Annotated in this window: 16 protein-coding genes; 9 read left to right on the top strand and 7 right to left on the bottom strand. The window is 73.9% G+C overall.

Annotated elements, in window-relative coordinates:
* Positions 1-4 precede the first annotated feature (4 nt).
* Positions 5-2,239, bottom strand: coding sequence for a polyphosphate kinase 1 (gene ppk1 / locus MLV88_RS18835; RefSeq protein ID WP_242333246.1), 2,235 nt, complete (start codon positions 2,237-2,239; stop codon positions 5-7).
* Positions 2,240-2,525: 286 nt separating this feature from the next.
* Positions 2,526-3,776 (bottom strand): DNA polymerase domain-containing protein, encoded by a 1,251-nt coding sequence (locus MLV88_RS18830; RefSeq protein ID WP_242352061.1) that lies wholly within the window; start codon positions 3,774-3,776, stop codon positions 2,526-2,528.
* Positions 3,777-3,867: 91 nt separating this feature from the next.
* Here MLV88_RS18830 and MLV88_RS18825 point away from each other — a divergent pair, with 91 nt between their 5' ends.
* From MLV88_RS18825 to MLV88_RS18805, 5 genes are all read left to right on the top strand, one after another.
* Positions 3,868-4,968 carry an ATP-dependent DNA ligase gene (locus MLV88_RS18825; RefSeq protein ID WP_242333243.1) on the top strand — a complete coding sequence of 367 codons (1,101 nt, stop codon included), beginning with the start codon at positions 3,868-3,870 and terminating at the stop codon, positions 4,966-4,968.
* 99 nt (positions 4,969-5,067) lie between these two features.
* Positions 5,068-5,274 (top strand): hypothetical protein, encoded by a 207-nt coding sequence (locus tag MLV88_RS18820; protein ID WP_242352060.1) that lies wholly within the window; start codon positions 5,068-5,070, stop codon positions 5,272-5,274.
* 267 nt (positions 5,275-5,541) lie between these two features.
* Complete coding sequence (locus MLV88_RS18815; RefSeq protein WP_242333239.1) at positions 5,542-6,090, top strand: rhodanese-like domain-containing protein; 549 nt, start codon at positions 5,542-5,544, stop codon at positions 6,088-6,090.
* Between the two features lie 91 nt (positions 6,091-6,181).
* The gene (locus MLV88_RS18810) at positions 6,182-6,907 is read left to right on the top strand and encodes a rhodanese-like domain-containing protein (protein WP_242352059.1); all 726 of its coding nucleotides are present in this window, start codon (positions 6,182-6,184) and stop codon (positions 6,905-6,907) included.
* Between the two features lie 13 nt (positions 6,908-6,920).
* Positions 6,921-8,474 (top strand): methyl-accepting chemotaxis protein, encoded by a 1,554-nt coding sequence (locus tag MLV88_RS18805; RefSeq protein WP_242352058.1) that lies wholly within the window; start codon positions 6,921-6,923, stop codon positions 8,472-8,474.
* A 136-nt stretch (positions 8,475-8,610) separates the two neighbouring features.
* Here MLV88_RS18805 and MLV88_RS18800 read toward each other — a convergent pair whose 3' ends face one another.
* From MLV88_RS18800 to MLV88_RS18790, 3 genes are all read right to left on the bottom strand, one after another.
* Entirely contained in the window at positions 8,611-8,826 is a 216-nt protein-coding gene (locus MLV88_RS18800) for a hypothetical protein (protein ID WP_242352057.1), read from the bottom strand.
* 68 nt (positions 8,827-8,894) lie between these two features.
* Positions 8,895-9,332, bottom strand: a complete 438-nt coding sequence (locus tag MLV88_RS18795; RefSeq protein WP_242352056.1) for a thioredoxin family protein — start codon at positions 9,330-9,332, stop codon at positions 8,895-8,897.
* A 104-nt stretch (positions 9,333-9,436) separates the two neighbouring features.
* Positions 9,437-9,694, bottom strand: coding sequence for a hypothetical protein (locus MLV88_RS18790; RefSeq protein ID WP_242333229.1), 258 nt, complete (start codon positions 9,692-9,694; stop codon positions 9,437-9,439).
* Positions 9,695-9,796: 102 nt separating this feature from the next.
* Here MLV88_RS18790 and MLV88_RS18785 point away from each other — a divergent pair, with 102 nt between their 5' ends.
* On the top strand, positions 9,797-10,435 hold the full coding sequence (locus MLV88_RS18785) for a DNA-3-methyladenine glycosylase I (protein ID WP_242333228.1): 639 nt from the start codon (positions 9,797-9,799) through the stop codon (positions 10,433-10,435).
* A gap of 54 nt (positions 10,436-10,489) precedes the next feature.
* Here MLV88_RS18785 and MLV88_RS18780 read toward each other — a convergent pair whose 3' ends face one another.
* Entirely contained in the window at positions 10,490-10,972 is a 483-nt protein-coding gene (locus MLV88_RS18780; RefSeq protein WP_243338375.1) for a VOC family protein, read from the bottom strand.
* Positions 10,960-12,261, bottom strand: a complete 1,302-nt coding sequence (locus MLV88_RS18775) for a phospholipase D-like domain-containing protein (protein ID WP_242352055.1) — start codon at positions 12,259-12,261, stop codon at positions 10,960-10,962. Before MLV88_RS18775 ends, MLV88_RS18780 begins: the two co-directional genes overlap by 13 nt.
* Before the next feature lie 297 nt (positions 12,262-12,558).
* On the opposite strand from MLV88_RS18775, the gene MLV88_RS18770 reads away from it, so the two are divergent.
* Genes MLV88_RS18770 through MLV88_RS18760 form a run of 3 tightly spaced genes read left to right on the top strand, consistent with a single transcriptional unit; the run spans position 12,559 to position 15,904 of the window.
* Entirely contained in the window at positions 12,559-14,166 is a 1,608-nt protein-coding gene (locus tag MLV88_RS18770) for a PocR ligand-binding domain-containing protein (protein ID WP_243338374.1), read from the top strand.
* A gap of 57 nt (positions 14,167-14,223) precedes the next feature.
* Positions 14,224-15,117: an urease accessory protein UreD gene (locus tag MLV88_RS18765; protein ID WP_243338373.1), complete on the top strand. Its 894-nt coding sequence runs from the start codon at positions 14,224-14,226 to the stop codon at positions 15,115-15,117.
* Between the two features lie 13 nt (positions 15,118-15,130).
* Positions 15,131-15,904: an urease subunit gamma gene (locus MLV88_RS18760; protein WP_242333218.1), complete on the top strand. Its 774-nt coding sequence runs from the start codon at positions 15,131-15,133 to the stop codon at positions 15,902-15,904.
* Position 15,905 lies beyond the last annotated feature (1 nt).

Below are 15,905 nucleotides of genomic sequence, written 5' to 3'. Positions count from 1 at the left end.
CGCATCAGTCGCGAGCGTCCGGCGCGACCGGGGCCGACGGGGAGGCGAGCAGCCGCGCCTGCGCGTCCACCTGCGGCTCGCCCTCGGCCGGACGGAGCCGCTCGTACTCACCGTCCGGCCGCATGCGGCGCGTCCGGCAGTTGTCGGCGAGGTAGAGGGACAGCACGCCGTCGCGCAGGTGGCGCACGAGCGCGGGATCCCTGACCGGGAACAGCACCTCGACCCGCCTCGACAGGTTCCGGCGCATGAGATCTGCGCTGCCGAGGTAGACCTCCTCCGCCCCGGCGTTGCGGAACCAGAAGATCCGGCTGTGCTCGAGGAACCTCCCCACGATGCTCGTGACGCGCACGTTCTCGGTGTAGCCCGGGACCTCCGGGCGCAGGCAGCAGATCCCGCGCACGAGCAGGTCCACCTTGACGCCCGCCTGGGCCGCGCGGACGAGCGGCTCCGCCATCTGCTCGTCGGCGAGCGCGTTCACCTTGAACACGAGGTGCCCGCCGCGGCCGGCGCGCGCGTGGGCGATCTCGCGGTCGATGAGCTCGACGAGCCGCTCGCGCAGGTTCACCGGCGCGACGAGCAGGCGCTGGAACACCTTCGGGTGCGCGTAGCCCGTGAGGTAGTTGAAGAGCTGCGTCGCGTCCTCGCCGATCTCGGGGTCCGCCGTGAAGAGCCCGAGGTCCGTGTACGCGGTGGCGGTGACCGCGTTGTAGTTCCCGGTGGACAGGTGGACGTAGCGCGCGAGCCGGTCGCCCTCGCGCCGGACGACGAGCGCGATCTTGGAGTGCGTCTTCAGCCCGAGGAGCCCGTAGATGACGTGGACGCCGTCGGCCTCGAGCGCCCGCGCCCACCCGATGTTGCTCTCCTCGTCGAAGCGCGCCTTCAGCTCCACGAGCACCGCCACCTGCTTGCGGTTCTGGTTCGCCTCGAGGAGCGCCTCCACGACCGGCGAGTTCCGCCCGACGCGGTACAGCGTCATCTTGATGGCGAGCACGTCGGGATCCCGCGCGGCGGCCCTCAGGAACTCGACGACGGGCCCGAACGACTCGAACGGATGGTGGATGAGCACGTCCCGGCGCCGGATCGCGGCGAACACGTCCTCGTCGCCTCGCGCGAAGGCGGGCGGGACGGCGGGGGACAGCGGCGGGAACTTGAGATCGCTGCGCTCCACGGCGGCGAGCGCGCCCACACCGGACAGCCCCAGCGGCCCCTCGAGGACGTGCACGTTCCGCGGCTGGATCTCGAGGTTCTGGACGAGGAGGTCGCGGACGGGCTCGGGCATGCCGGGCGTCACGACGAGCCGCACCACCGAGCCGAAGCGGCGCTCGCGCACCCCGTGCTCGACCGAGGCGAGCAGGTCCGCTGCCTCCAGCTCCTGCAGCTCCATCTCCGCGTCGCGGGTGACGCGGAACGGGTGCACGCTCTTGACGCGCACCCCGGGGAACAGCCGGTCCACGTGCGCGGCGACGAGCTGCTCGAGCCAGACGAACGCGTGGTGCCGGCGGGCCGTCCCCGACGCGTCGAAGCCCGCGCTGGATCGGCCGATCGGCACGAGCCGCGGGAGCGTGTCCGGGACCTTGATGCGGGCGAACCGGGCGACGCCCTCGTCCTCCACGACCACGGCGAGATTGAGGCTCAGGTTCGAGATGTGGGGGAACGGACGGCCGGGGTCGAAGGCGAGCGGCGTCAGGACCGGCATCACCATCTCGTCGAAGTAGGCGCGCGCCCACGCGGCCTGCTTCGGGTCGAGCTGGGAGTGATCGAGGACGTGGAGGCCGGCCGCGTCGAGGGCGGGCAGGAGCTCGTCCTGCCACGCCACGCCGAGCTCGCGGTTGAGCCGCAAGGTCTCGCGGCGCAGCTCGGCGAGCTGCTGCAGCGGCGTCAGCCCGTCGGACGAAGGCTCCGTCACCCCGGAGGCCACCTGCTGCTCGAGGCCGGCGACGCGGATCATGAAGAGCTCGTCGAGGTTCGACGACACGATGGAGAGGAAGCGCACCCGCTCGAGCAGCGGGTTCGCGGGGTCGCGGACCTCGTCGAAGACGCGCCACTGGAACGCGACGAGCGAGAGCTCGCGGTTGACGAGCAGCGCAGGGTCGAGCTTGGCGGTGGGGGCCGCGAGCTCGCGCGCGACCGCCGCGGCGGCGTCGGCGGCCACGCCCGCGGCTCCGCCGGCCGGCGCCACGTCGGCGCCGGTGCGCGGGGTGAGCACCTCCTTGGGCACGGCGTGCGCCGGGCTCTCCATCCGTCCTCCGCGATGACCTCGCGCCTCGACGGGCGAGCGTAGCGCCGCGCCGGCGGGAGTGCACGCGACCGCAGGTGACGAACGCGTGAAGGCGTGCACGAGCGCACGGGGACCTCCAGGCGAGCCCGTGCGCTCGGCGCCTCGGACGCCGCGCGGGGGGTTCGGCGCAGGCCGGCGCGCTCCGCAAGGGGGAGCTCGCCCCGGGCAGGTGAGACGACCGCGGCCTCAGGGCGCGGGCGATCTCGAGGACGCGTCTTAGGCACGGCTCGCGAGGATCGCCCGGGCCTCACTGGCGCGGATCCCACATCGCCTGGTCGAAGTCCGGGTCGGGCGGCTCGTCGCGAGGCCGCTCGCCCTCCGGCACGTTCCTCAGATTCACGCGCACGCGGGTCCAGGTCGTGTACCGGCCGCGCATCGCGTCCACGAGCACGTCCTCGGGCGCGAGGCGCGCGGCGGCCTCCGGGTGGCGCGCCTTCCAGCGCTCGAGACCTTCGAGCGCGTCCTCCTTCCTCGCCGCGCGCGCGACGACGGCGAGCGGATGGCTCGGGCGGCGCGGCGCCCCCTTGCGCCGGGAGGGCGCGACGCGCGCGGGCTCCTCGGCCCCCTTCGCGTAGTGCGGCGGCCACGGCGCGTCGCCGAGGCCCTCCGCACGCTGGCGCGCCGCGAGCTCGAGCAGCGACTCGAGCGAGCCTGCCGCGTCGTCGATGCCGGCCCCCACGTCCCCGAGCCGCGCGAAGCGCGCCGGGACCGTGCGCAGCGTGAAGTCGGCCGGGTCGCAGGCGGGCAGCTCGGCCCAGGTGATGGGCGCGGACACCCGCGCGTCGGCCGTGGGCCGCACCGAGTACGCGGAGGCGACGGTGCGGTCCTTCGCGTTCTGGTTGTAGTCGATGAAGACGCCGTGCCGTTCCTCCTTCCACCACTTGCTCGTCGCGAGCTCCGGCGCGCGCCGCTCCACCTCGCGGGCGAGCGCCAGCGCCGCCTGGCGAACGTCGGTGAAGGTCCAGCGCGGCTCGAGGCGCGCGTTCACGTGGATGCCGCGCGAGCCGCTCGTCTTCGGCCAGCCCACGAGGCCGTGCTCGCGCAGCACCTCGTCCACGAGCAGCGCGACGCGCCGGAGCTGGTCCCACTCCACGCCCGGCATCGGGTCGAGGTCCACGCGCAGCTCGTCGGGGTGCTCGAGATCGGCGGCGCGCACCGGATGCGGGTTGAGGTCGATGCAGCCCAGGTTCACCACCCAGGCGAGCTGCGCCGCGTCCCGGACCACGATCTCCTCGGCGCTGCGACCCGAGGGGAACCTGAGCTCGACGACCTCGACCCAGGGCGGCCGCGACTCCGGCGCGCGCTTCTGGAAGAAGAACTCGCCCTCGGCCCCGTCGACGTAGCGCTTCAGCGCCATCGGCCGGCCGCGCACGCCGCGCAGCGCTCCCTCGGCCACGCTCAGGTAGTACTGCACGAGCTCGAGCTTGGTGACGCCCGCCTCGCGGAAGTAGAGCTTGTCCGGATTGGAGATGGCGACCTCCCGTCCGGCGATCTGCAAGTGTTCTTTCTTGCGCGGTGACATGGCTCTGGCGGGTGTTCTTGCTCGAGCGGCTCGCGCTTCGCCACGCCCATGGCGTTATCTCCCCGCGATGGCCTATCCGATCGCGCCCCCCGTCGAGCCGATGCTGGCGAAGGCCGCGGAGAGCCTGCCCGAGGGGGACCGCTGGCTCTTCGAGCCGAAGTGGGACGGCTTCCGCGCGCTGGTCTTTCGCGACGGTCCCGAGGTGTACCTCCAGTCCCGCGAGCTGAAGCCGCTGAACCGGTACTTCCCCGAGCTCGCCGAGCCGCTCCTCGCGAGCCTCCCCGAGCGGTGCGTGGTGGACGGCGAGATCGTCATCGCCGGCCCGGCGGGCCTCGACTTCGAGGCGCTCCTCCTCCGCATCCACCCCGCGGCGTCCCGGGTGAAGCTCCTCTCGCAGGAGAGCCCCGCGGGCATCGTGCTGTTCGACCTGCTCGCCCTGGGCGACCGCGACCTGCGCGCGTCCCCGCTCTCCGAGCGGCGCGCGCTGCTCGAGCAGCGCCTCGCCGGCGCGGCGCCCCAGGTGCACCTGACGCCCGCCACGCGGGATCGCGCCGTGGCGCAGGACTGGTTCGCGCGCTTCGAGGGGGCCGGGCTCGACGGCGTCGTCGCGAAGCGGCTCGACTCGACGTACCAGCCCGGCGTCCGCGCGATGGTGAAGGTGAAGCACGCGCGCACCGCCGACTGCGCGGTGGCCGGCTTCCGCTGGCACAAGAACGGGCCCGGCACGATGGTGGGCTCGCTCCTGCTCGGGCTCTACGACGAGGCCGGCAAGCTGCACCACGTCGGCATCTGCAGCAGCTTCACCACCGCGCGCCGCAAGGAGCTCGTGGAGGAGCTCTCGCCCCTGCGCGAGAACGCGATGGAGGGCCACCCCTGGCGCGACTGGGCGGAGTGGGCCGACGCGGACGCCGAGCCCGCGCAGCGCATGCCTGGCGCGAGCAGCCGCTGGAACCGCGGCAAGGACCTCTCCTGGGAGCCGCTGCGGGTGGAGCGCGTCTGCGAGGTCGCCTACGACCACCTGCAGGGCGATCGCTTCCGGCACGCGACCCACTTCCTGCGCTGGCGTCCGGACCGCTCGCCGCGCGAGTGCCGCTACGACCAGCTCGAGGAGACCCCGGCGTTCGAGCTCTCCCGCATCTTCGGGGTGCGGCCGCAGGCGCCGCGATAGATCCCGAGGCGGACGGGTCTCGCGCCCGCGAACCTCGCGGCGCGCCGAGACGAGGCAGGAGCCGGCGGCGGTCGGAGCGCCGGCTCGCGGAGGTGAGCGATGGCTGGGGCGCCGGAGAACGACAGGGCCACTCCGAGCCGGCAGGAGCCGGAGCCGGAGCGCGAGCGGGAGCAGCGCCGCGGAGCGAGCGACCGCCCCGGGAGCGAGCGCGCGGAGGGGTGGGAGGACATCGATCCCCGCGAGGAAGAGGGCTGGAGCCAGCCCGAGTCCTCCGCGCAGAAGGGAGCCCTCCCCGACGAGGGCTGAGGCGCGGCCGGCGCGTCCCCGCGCCCTCTACGCCGATTGCACGCTGAGTGAGCGCGCCCGAGCACGCGCGGGCGCCGCTCCTGCTGCGCGCGTTAACGTTAACGAACCGTTAACCCGTTAACGCTGCGCAGATTTCGGGGTCTTTCACCGTCCGAAAATGAACACTCCGGCGCGCATTCCAACCCACACGCGACGTGTGCACTACTCCCGCGCGAACCGCGGCTCATCCCCGCCGTCGCGGCGAGCCGCGCCCAGGAGATCGACCCCATGAGAAAGCTCGTCGCCGTCCTCGCCGCCCTCGCGTTCGCCGCTCCCGTGCTCGCCCAGGAGGTGGGGGCGGGCGAGTACGCGTCCTCCGTGTCCGCGGGCCGCCCGCTCGACGTCCCGCCCGGCATCTACGCGAACACCGCCGCGCGCCTGGCCGAGTTCTTCGCGGCCACGGGCGGCGCCCGCACCGTCTTCGCCACCGACCTCAAGGCGCGGATCGACGCCGGCGCGAACCAGCTCGTCATCGACGTCCGGCCGGCCACCGACTACGCGGCCGGCCACATCCCCGGCGCGATCAGCATGCCGCTCGCGGCGCTCTTCCGCTCGGAGAACCTGGCGCAGCTTCCCACCGACGGCACGCCGCTCATCCTCGTCTGCCACACCGGCCACACCGCCTCCATGGCGCTCGGCGGCCTCGTGTCGCTCGGCTACAACGCCTACGTGCTGCGCTTCTCGATGATGGGCTGGAACGCGAGCTCCAACCAGAAGATCTACTCGCCGTCGCAGGTCCAGACGATCTTCGGGCTCGCCGGCCCGCTCGTCCGGTAGCCCTCGCCGTCCTCGCCGCACCCGCGCCGCGGCCGCCCCGAGGGACGGCCGCGGCGCCTCGTTCCGCCTCCCCTCCCCACGGAGCCGCACCATGCGCATCGCAATCCTCGCCGCCGTCCTCGCCGCGCTCGCCTCCGGTGCGCGCGCGGAGGAGCACCGCGTGATCTCCACCGAGGCGCTCGCCGCCCGGATGAAGGGCGCCCCCGCGAGCTGGGACTTCACGCTCGTCGACGCGCGGACCCGCGTCGAGTTCTCGGAGTCGCGCATCCCGGGCGCGGTGCTCGTGCCCGCGCGCGCGGTGGAGGCCGAGCTGCCGCGCCTCGTGAAGGACCGCGCGCGGCTCGTGGTCTTCTACTGCAACGGCCCGAACTGCACGAAGACCGTGGTGGCGGCGAAGGCCGCGGCCGCCGCGGGGTACACCAACGTCGCCGAGTACAGGGATGGGCTGCCGGGCTGGGGGAAGTCCGGCCGACCGACGGCGGGGAAGCGCATGCGGGCGTTCGACGCCCCCGCGATCGCGCCCGCCGCGCTCCAGGCGGCGCTCGCGTCGAGCCGCCCGCCGTTCGCGATGGACATCCGCGACGCGCAGGAGTTCGGCGCGTTCCACCTCGACGGCGCCGTGAGCATCCCGCTCGACGACATCGAGGCGCGCCTGAAGCAGGTCGAGCCCGGCCGCGCCATCGTCATCGTCGATCACGCCGGGCACCAGGCGCCGATCGCCGCCCGCCTGCTCCGGCAGCTCGGGCGCACCGAGGTGAAGCGGCTCGACGGCGGGATGCTGCGCTGGCAGGCGGACGGCCTGCCGGTCGCGCGCTGAACGGGAGGACGCCTTGCGACTCACCCTCGGCAGACGCGTCGCCGCCACCTTCGCCGGGCTCCTGTTCGTCGTCGCGGGGCTCGGCACGTTCGGGCTCGCCTCGAACCAGGCCACCGCCACGCAGCTCGGCGCGGCCGTCCCCGCCGCCGTGGAGCGCGCCGTCGCGGCGAGCGAGCTGGAGCTGTTCGCGCGGACCGCGCTCCAGCTCCTCGCCGGCCAGGCCGCGGCCGGCACCTCGGACCTCGCGGACCTCGGCCCCGCGCGCGACGGCTTCGGGAAGGCGCTCTCCCGGTTCGAGGCGGCGGGCGGCGCGACGGCCGCCTCCGCCGAGGCGAAGCGGCTGTTCGGCGGCGTCGTCGAGGACGGAGAGCGCATGGTGCGCGCCACCGCCGACCAGGAGTGGCTCGAGGCGGGGCAGCGGACGAAGGCGTTCAAGGCGGCGTCCGCCGCGGCCGTCGCGGGCCTGGAGCGGCTCCGCACGGACGAGGCGGCGGCGGTCCAGGAGACGCTCGCGGCGACGCGAGACACGGCGCACCGGCGCGGCGCGCTGTTCACCGCCGCGCTCGCGGCGGCGCTCGCCGTCGGGGCGGCGCTCGCGTTCCTGCTGCACCGCCGCGTCGCGACGCCGGTCGTCGAGCTCTCGAGGCTCGCCCGGCGCGTCGCGGACGGCGACCTCGCGAGCGACGCCGCCGCGGGCCACGCGCCGCGGTCGGATGACGAGATCGCGGACCTCCAGCGCGCCATGCAGGGGATGACCGAGAACCTGGGGCGCGTCCTCGGGCAGCTGCGCGCCGGCGCCGACGGGCTGCTCGCGGCCTCCGGGCAGGTCGCCGCGACGTCGCAGGCGCTCTCGCACGGCACGGGAGAGCAGGCGGCGTCCGTCGAGGAGACGACCGCGAGCCTCGAGGAGATGAGCGCGTCCATCGCGCAGAACGCTGACGGGAGCCGCGAGACGGAGCGGGTGGCGCTCGACGCCGCGCGCGACGCCCGCGAGAGCGGCGACGCGGTGCGCGACAGCGTCGCGGCGATGCGCTCCATCGCCGAGCGGATCGGCGTCGTCGAGGAGATCGCCTACCAGACGAACCTGCTCGCGCTGAACGCCGCGATCGAGGCCGCCCGCGCCGGCGATCACGGCAGGGGGTTCAGCGTGGTCGCGAGCGAGGTGCGCAAGCTCGCCGAGCGCGCCCAGAAGGCCGCGAAGGAGATCGGCGGGGTGGCCACGACCAGCCTGGAGGTGGCGGAGCGCTCGGGCGAGCGGCTCGCTCGCCTCGTGCCCGCGATCCAGCGGACGGCCGCGCTGGTGCAGGACGTGGCGGCCGCCTCCACCCAGCAGACCTCGGCGGTCGGACAGATCAACCGCGCGATGGCCTCGGTGGACCAGGTGACGCAGCGCAACGCCTCCGCGGCGGAGGAGCTCGCCACGACCGCCGAGCAGATGGCGGCGCAGGCCGAGGCGCTCCGCGAGCTCGTCGGGTTCTTCCGCACGGACGGCCGCGACGGGCCGGTGCAGCCCGGTCTCGCGCTCGCGCCGGAGCGGACGGGAGCTTTGCGGGTCGCGGAGGGGTAGCTCGCGGCGACGAGAGCCCCGGGGCTCCGGACGCGCTCGTCCGGGACGAAGCGCGCCGAGGCCTCCGATCCCTCGCGAGCGCGAGAGCCGCCGGCCCCGAGGCGCCGCGCCTCGCGGTGGCGAGGCGCTCGCCGCGCTACGTGCGCGTCGGCCCGCCCTTCGCCTCGTTCGCGGCGGGGGCCGGCTTCGCGGCGGCCTCCTGCGCCCTGGCCTCACGCTGGGTGGCGTTCTTCGCGGCCTTGGCATCGGCCCTGGTCTTCTGGTCGGCGGCGGCCTGGGCCCTCGCCTCGGCCTGGGCCGGCGTGTCCACGTGCGGCGAGACGCTCTTGTTCGACAGATCCTTGAAGCTCATGGTTCACCTCGATGGTGCGCGGGTTTCGTTGCAGAGGGACTCGAAGCAGACGGCGGACGGATCGTCCGTCACTTCGCCGCCGAGGTCCCCAGCATCGCCTCGACGCGCGCCTTGAGCGCCGTCCGCTGGATGTCCTCGCCGCTCAACCGCTCCCCCTTCTCCTTCCCGCCCTGGAGGAAGACGAGCGTCGGGCTGACGGTGACGCCGAGCGTCGCCGCGAGCCGCGGGTTCGCCTCCCGCTTGACCTTCAGGAAGCGGACCTTCCCGGCGTAACGCTCCGCCACCGCCGCGAACCTGGGGGCGAGCGTCTCGCAGGCCTTGGACTCCTTGCCGCCGTGGAAGTCGAGCACCACCGGCAGCGCCGTCGCGACCACCTCGGTTTCGTAGTCCTTCTCGGCGATCTCCTTCACGTGCAGCGCCTCGGTCTCCTTGCCGTTCGGGTCCTCGGTCACGGGGAGCTTCACGTTGAAGCGATTTCCCTTTCCGCTGCTGAATCGGCTTCCCATTCGACGTCCTCTCGGCGCGGACGGGTCCAGGCCGGGCGCAGAGGCGCCCACGCTCGTCGCGCGTGCTGCGGTGATCCAGGAACGGCCGCGGATCGCGACCGCTTTCAGCTCGTCGCGAGCGGCGCTTCGACCGCCGCCGCCACCGCTCGCAGGTACGCCAGCCGGCCCGCCCACTCGAGCTCGAAGAAGCCGTGGTCCACGCCCCAGAGCGCCCACGGCATCTTCTCGCCGTCGTGCACCCACACGATCTTCCGATCGGGCGAGCGCAGGCGGCTTCGCTGCTTCGTGCACCAGGAACGGCGCGACAGCTCGCGCCAGCCGGGGATCGCGTTCATCAGCAGGGCTGCGATGAACGCGGTCATCTACCTCTCGTAACACCTTTCGACGAGCGGCGCCGGGAACCGACCCATGATGCCGCCGGGCCGTGCCCGTCCGTTCCCTCCGCGCTAGGACTCATGCCCGCGATGCCCACCCCTCCCGAAGGCCTGACCCCCGGCCCCGATCGAAAGCTCCGCTGCGTGTGGGGCGCCTCCGCTCCGGAGTACCTGGCCTACCACGACGAGGAGTGGGGCCAGCCCACCGCGGACGACGTGCGCCTCTTCGAGAAGGTCTGCCTCGAGGGCTTCCAGGCCGGCCTCTCCTGGCTCACCATCCTGCGCAAGCGCGAGGCCTTCCGGCGCGGCTTCGCCGGGTTCGACCTCGAGGCGGTGGCGCGCTTCGGGGCGCGCGACGTGGCGCGGCTCCTCGCCGACGCGGGCATCGTGCGCCACCGCGGCAAGATCGAGTCCACCGTGAACAACGCCCGCCGCGCCTGCGCGCTCCGGGACGAGCTCGGCTCCCTCGCCGCCTACTTCTGGCGCTTCGAGCCCGCTCCCGCCTCGCGGCCGAAGCGGCTCGCCTGGGCGGACCTCCGCGCGATGACGACGACGCCCGAGTCCGTGGCGATGTCGAAGGACCTCCGGAAGCGGGGCTGGACCTTCGTCGGGCCGACCACCCTCTACGCCTTCATGCAGGCGGTCGGGATCGTGAACGATCACCTCGACGGCTGCGCCTTCCGCGCGCGGGCGGAGCGGGCGCGTCGCGCCTTCGAGCGGCCGCGCTGACGTCCCGTCACGGCGCGAGCGCCCCTCCCGGCGGCGCCCGCGCCGCGCCGAGCCTCAGCGGTTCGCGCCCATCGACCTCGCGAACTCCTCGCCCGCCCGCCGCATCTCCTCCGGCGTGAGGTCCTTCTGGTGCGTCGCGAACGACCACATGTAGCCGAACGGGTCGGCGACGCCCGCGCAGCGGTCGCCCCAGAACATGTCGGCGGGCGGCATCGTCGGCTTCCCGCCGGCGTCGACGGCGCGCTTGAACGCCGCGTCCGTGTCGGGCACGTAGAGCCACATCGTCACCGGCACCGGCACGGCGGCGCTCGGCGCCCCGGTGCCCATGCCCGGCATCTCGTCGTTCAGGAAGAACATCGAGTCGCCGATGCGCAGCTCGGCGTGCCAGATGCTCTTCCCGTCCGGCGCCGGCATGCGCGCCACCTCCTGCGCCCCGAGCGCGCGCTTGTAGAACTCGATCGCCTGCGCCGCTCCCCGGATGACGAGGTTCGGCGTGAGCGTGTGCATCCCCTCCGGGATGGGTCTCACCGTGGCCATGGCGCTCCTCCTTGGTTCGAGGTGGTCGAGCTAACCAGCGCGCGCGGCGAGGTCGAGGTCTCGGCGGGTCGCAAGCGGCCGTTCGCGTCCTCCGCGCCCAGCCCGGTCACCTGCCGCGAGCGCGACATGTCCTCCTGCCACCGCTCCTCGAACGCGCGCGCGAACGCGCGGTCGTCCACCACCAGGGCGCCCTCCTCGAGCCACTCCATCGACATGAAGTCGAGGTTCATGGAGCCGACCAGGGAGAGCCGGTCGTCGACGAGCATGGTCTTCGCGTGCATCATCGCGGGGAGGTACTCGTAGACCGTCACCCCGCTCGCCTCGAGCCGCGGGTAATGGCGGCGCTGGATGAACGTCACGCTGCGATGATCCTGGTACGGCCCGGGCAGGAGCAGCCGCACGTCGATCCCCATCTCGCGCCGTGCGCAGAGCGTGCCGAGCACCGCCGGCGGCGGGACGAAGTAGGCGTTCGCGATCCACACCCGCCGCTCCGCCGCCGCGAGCGCGATGTGCGTGACCCAGCGCGCGTGGGAGAGGCCGATGACGTCGGTGCTCGTCACGTACGCGGCGCGCGCCTCCCCCGCCGGCCTCGGCCGCTCGAGCTCGACCGCGGGGAGCATCCAGCCCCCCGTCTCGATCCAGTGGTTCGCGAACGCCACCTGCATCTGCTGCACGACGGGCCCCTCGATCTCCGCGTTCGAGTCTCGCCACACGGGCGAGCCGGGCGCGCCGCTGCTCCACTCGGGCGCGATGCCGAAACCCCCGGTGAAGCCCACCCGCCCGTCGACCACGACGAGCTTGCGGTGGTTCCGTCCCGTCAGGGAGAAGGGCCGCTTCTTGAGCGGCCTGAAGTAGCGCACCTCGCAGCCGGCCTCGCTCAGCCGGGGGCGAAGCTCCTCGTCGAAGCCGGTGCTCCCCATGGGGTCGACGAGGATCCGCATCCGCACGCCCTCGCGCGCCTTGCGGCACGCGAGGTCCGCCAGGCGATCTCCCGCGCCCCCCGGCTTCCAGATGTACACGTCCACGTGGACGCTGCGGCGCGCGTCGCCGATCGCCTCCTCCAGCGCGTCGAACACCTCGGCGTCGTCCCTCCACGCGACGCGGTTCCCGTCGACGAGCGACGTCGCGGTCGTCTGCGTCAGGGCGAGGCCGACCCCGTCCACCCCTCCGGGCAGGCCGAGCCCGAGCGAGCCCCAGGGGCCGTAGCGGGTCCGGCGGTCCCAGAAGCGACGCGCCAGCACGCCCAACCCCGTCCCGACCACGAGCCCCGCCGCGAGCGCGCGCTTCATGTCTGCAAGCTAGGCCGCGCTCGCAGCTCCCGATGCGCCCGGGTCGAGGCTCCGCCCCAGCCTACAAGGGGCTTCACTCCGAGCGCGCGCTTCTCCCCCGGACGTGCGCGGCAACCCCCATGACGCTGCGCGTCGTGACCCGCGTCCGCAGGACCTTCCCCGCTTGCCCGTGACCCGCCTGCTTGCACGGACGGAGATTACATGTCGCAATGTACGAATATCACCGCACCTTTTTTGATTGATGCTCCGATGGCGCCAACCTCAATACCCTCCGTCCGGCTGGCCGAGCTCCTGGACATGTCCGTCGTCCAGCGGCTCGCGGAGGCGAACTACAACGCCACGGGGATGCCCATCGGCATCATCGACGCCTTCGACGGCTCCGTCCTCGTCGGCTGCGGCTGGCAGGACATCTGCGTCCACTTCCACCGGGCGGATCCCCGCTCGCTCGAGCGCTGCCGGGAGAGCGACGACTACATCAAGGGCCACCTCGCCGAGGGCTCCTCCTGCGAGTACCTGTGCAAGAACGGGCTGCGGGACATCGGCGTCCCCATCGTCGTCGCGGGCGAGCACCTCGCGACGCTCTTCCTGGGCCAGTTCTTCTACGTGGAGGAGTCGGCGGACCGCGGCTTCTTCGTCCAGCAGGCGAAGCAGTTCGGGTACGACGAGGCGGCGTACCTCGCCGCGCTCGATCGCGTGCCGGTCTTCGACCACGCCGCCGTCGAGAACATCGTCGCCTATGACCGGGCGCTCGTGCGATTCATCGGCGAGCTCGCCGAGGGAGCGCTCCGCCAGCGGAAGGCGGAGGAGGCGCTGCGCGACGTGGACCGGCGCAAGGACGCCTTCCTGAGCGTGCTGTCGCACGAGCTGCGGAACCCCCTCGCCCCCATCCGCAACTCGATCTACATCCTCGAGCACGCCGACCCCGCCGGAGAGCAGGCGCGCCGGGCGCGGGCGGTCATCGAGCGGCAGACCGAGCACCTCACGAGGCTCGTGGACGACCTGCTCGACGTGACCCGCATCGCGAAGGGCAAGATCGAGCTGCGCTGCGATCGGGTGGACGTCGTCGGGATCGCGCGCCGGACGGCCGAGGATCTTCGCTCCGTCCTCGCGGGCCGAGGCCTCGAGCTCGCGCTGGAGCTCCCCGCCGGACCGGTCCTCGTGAGCGGCGACGCGACGCGGCTCGGGCAGGTGCTCGGGAACCTCCTCCAGAACGCGGCCAAGTTCACGCCCCGCGGCGGCGCCGTCACCGTCTCGGTTCGCGCGAGCGCGGACGCGACGGAGCTCCGCGTCCGCGACACCGGCGTCGGCATCGCGCCGGACCAGCTCGAGCGGATCTTCGAGCCGTTCGTGCAGGCGGAGCGCTCGCTCGCGCGGACCGACGGCGGGCTCGGGCTCGGCCTCGCGCTCGTCAAGGGCATCACCGAGCTGCACGGTGGGACGGTCCGCGCCGAGAGCGCCGGGCCGGGACGAGGCGCCGAGCTCGTCGTCCGCCTCCCGCTCGCCGCGGAGGCCAGCGTGCCCGTCGCGGTGGCCGCCGGGATCACTCCGGTGCCCCACGGCCTCCGCGTCCTCGTGGTGGACGACAACCCGGACGCCGCGGACTCGCTCGCGGAGATCGTGCAGCTGTTCGGCCACACCACCGAGGTGGCCTACGACGGCCCGACCGCCCTCGCGAGGGCGCTGGCGAGCCCCCCGGACGTCGTGCTGTGCGACCTCGGGCTCCCCGGGATGAGCGGCTACGACGTCGCGCGCGCGCTCCGCGCCGCCGGCCCGGACGGCGTGCGGCTCATCGCCGTCAGCGGCTACGCGCAGCCGGACGACCTGCGGCGCGCCGCGGACGCCGGCTTCGACGGGCACGTGGCGAAGCCGCCCGACCCGGCGGTGATCGAGCGGCTCCTGGCGTGAGCCCGCCTGGCGAGGCCGGGGACTGGCGCGCGCCCTGCACGATGCCGCCCGTGTCCGATGCGTTGCCTGGATCCCGAGCCGATCCTCGATCTCCCCGAGGCACGCTGCACGTCCATCGGGCAGCCGCGCCCGGAACACGGGCTCCGCGCCGGCGCGGGACGGGTCGCGACGGCGCGCGTGGGCGGCGCGAGCGCCATCGTCGCGTGCATGGCGTCGAGCCCTCTCCAGCTCCTCTCGCCCTCTCCGCGGGGGCGCTGCGCCTGGATCATCTCCGCGAGCCATGGCGGCGGGCTCCTCGCGGGGGACGAGGTGTCGCTCGAGGTCGAGGTCGGAGGGGACTCTACCGCGCTCCTCTCCACGCAGGCGGGGACCAAGATCTACCGCTCGCGCGGGGCGATCGCGACGCAGCGGCTCGGGGCGCGCGTCGGCCCGGGCGCCGTCCTCGCGGTCCTGCCGCAGCCGGTGAGCTGCTTCGCGAGCGCGCGCTACCGCCAGGAGCAGCGGCTCGAGCTCGCGCCCGGCGCGAGCCTTCTCTGGCTCGACGCCCTGGTCGCGGGCCGCGTCGCTCGCGGCGAGCGCTGGGCCTTCGACGAGTACCGCTCGCGCGTCGAGGTCGTGATGGGCGGCCGGACGATCCTGGCGGACGGGCTCCGCCTCGTGCCCGGCGAAGGTCCTCCCCTCGGCGAGCGGCTCTCCGGCGTCGACTTCCTCGCGACGGTGGTCGCGCTCGGACCGGCGAGCGCGCGCCACGCCCGCGCGCTCCAGGAGCGGCTCGCGTCGTCGCCGGCCACCCCGGACTCGCCCGTCCTCGCGGCGGCGAGCCCGCTCGGCGACGGCGTCCTCGTGCGCATCGCGAGCCGGAGCATCGAGGACGGGCTCGCGTTCGTGCGCGAGCGCCTCGCATTCGTCGCGGCCGTCACCGGCGTGGATCCGTTTACGCACATTCCGTGAACCCGGAGGCACGATGCACCTGACCCCACGAGAGATCGACAAGCTCACGCTCCACCAGGCCGGCGTCCTCGCGCAGAAACGGCTCGCGCGAGGCCTGCGCCTCAACCACCCCGAGGCGGTCGCGCTCGTCGCCACCCAGCTCCTCGAGCTCGCGCGCGACGGGCGGCGCGTCGCCGAGCTGATGGCGCTCGGCCGGCGGATGCTCGGGCGGCGGCAGGTGCTGCCGGGCGTGCCCGAGCTCGTCGCGGAGGTGCAGGTGGAGGGGACGTTCCCCGACGGCACGAAGCTCGTCACGGTCCACCACCCCATCGCGGCGGAGGACGGCGACCTCGCGCTGGCGCTCTACGGATCCTTCCTCCCGGTCCCGCCCCTGTCGGCCTTCGCGGAGGAAGCTCCCGGCGGACCGGAGGAGGCGAGCCCGGGCGAGGTGCTGCCGGCGCCCGGCGAGGTGGTGCTGAACGAGGGACGCGAGGCGATCCAGCTCGCCGTGACGAACCTCGCCGACCGCCCGGTGCAGGTGGGGAGCCACTACCACTTCGCCGAGGTGAACCCGCTCCTGCGCTTCGACCGGGCGCGCGCGTACGGCCGCCGGCTCGACGTGCCCGCCGGGATGGCGGTCCGCTTCGAGCCCGGCGAGACGCGCACGGTCGCGCTCGTGGAGATCGGGGGGCGCCGCGTGGTCCGCGGCGGCAACGCCCTCGCGCCGGGGCCGGTCACGGAGGAGGGCCGGGAGCGCGTCGTGGCGGAGGCCCGCCGGCGCGGCTTCGCCCACGCGGAGGAGCGCTGAG

Source organism: Anaeromyxobacter soli (assembly GCF_022808855.1).
GTDB classification, from domain to species: Bacteria; Myxococcota; Myxococcia; order Myxococcales; family Anaeromyxobacteraceae; genus Anaeromyxobacter; species Anaeromyxobacter soli.
The sequence above is the reverse complement of the archived record's forward strand: the minus strand, read 5'-3'. Positions and strand labels throughout refer to the sequence as shown.

Coding starts and splice junctions, on each gene's coding strand:
- ppk1 (WP_242333246.1), bottom strand. CDS start 2,239: ATGGAGAGCCCGGCGCACGCCGTGCCCAAGGAGGTGCTCACCCCGCGC.
- MLV88_RS18825 (WP_242333243.1), top strand. CDS start 3,868: ATGGCCTATCCGATCGCGCCCCCCGTCGAGCCGATGCTGGCGAAGGCC.
- MLV88_RS18820 (WP_242352060.1), top strand. CDS start 5,068: ATGGCTGGGGCGCCGGAGAACGACAGGGCCACTCCGAGCCGGCAGGAG.
- MLV88_RS18815 (WP_242333239.1), top strand. CDS start 5,542: ATGAGAAAGCTCGTCGCCGTCCTCGCCGCCCTCGCGTTCGCCGCTCCC.
- MLV88_RS18810 (WP_242352059.1), top strand. CDS start 6,182: ATGCGCATCGCAATCCTCGCCGCCGTCCTCGCCGCGCTCGCCTCCGGT.
- MLV88_RS18800 (WP_242352057.1), bottom strand. CDS start 8,826: ATGAGCTTCAAGGATCTGTCGAACAAGAGCGTCTCGCCGCACGTGGAC.
- MLV88_RS18795 (WP_242352056.1), bottom strand. CDS start 9,332: ATGGGAAGCCGATTCAGCAGCGGAAAGGGAAATCGCTTCAACGTGAAG.
- MLV88_RS18790 (WP_242333229.1), bottom strand. CDS start 9,694: ATGACCGCGTTCATCGCAGCCCTGCTGATGAACGCGATCCCCGGCTGG.
- MLV88_RS18785 (WP_242333228.1), top strand. CDS start 9,797: ATGCCCACCCCTCCCGAAGGCCTGACCCCCGGCCCCGATCGAAAGCTC.
- MLV88_RS18780 (WP_243338375.1), bottom strand. CDS start 10,972: ATGGCCACGGTGAGACCCATCCCGGAGGGGATGCACACGCTCACGCCG.
- MLV88_RS18775 (WP_242352055.1), bottom strand. CDS start 12,261: ATGAAGCGCGCGCTCGCGGCGGGGCTCGTGGTCGGGACGGGGTTGGGC.
- MLV88_RS18770 (WP_243338374.1), top strand. CDS start 12,559: ATGTCCGTCGTCCAGCGGCTCGCGGAGGCGAACTACAACGCCACGGGG.
- MLV88_RS18765 (WP_243338373.1), top strand. CDS start 14,224: ATGCGTTGCCTGGATCCCGAGCCGATCCTCGATCTCCCCGAGGCACGC.
- MLV88_RS18760 (WP_242333218.1), top strand. CDS start 15,131: ATGCACCTGACCCCACGAGAGATCGACAAGCTCACGCTCCACCAGGCC.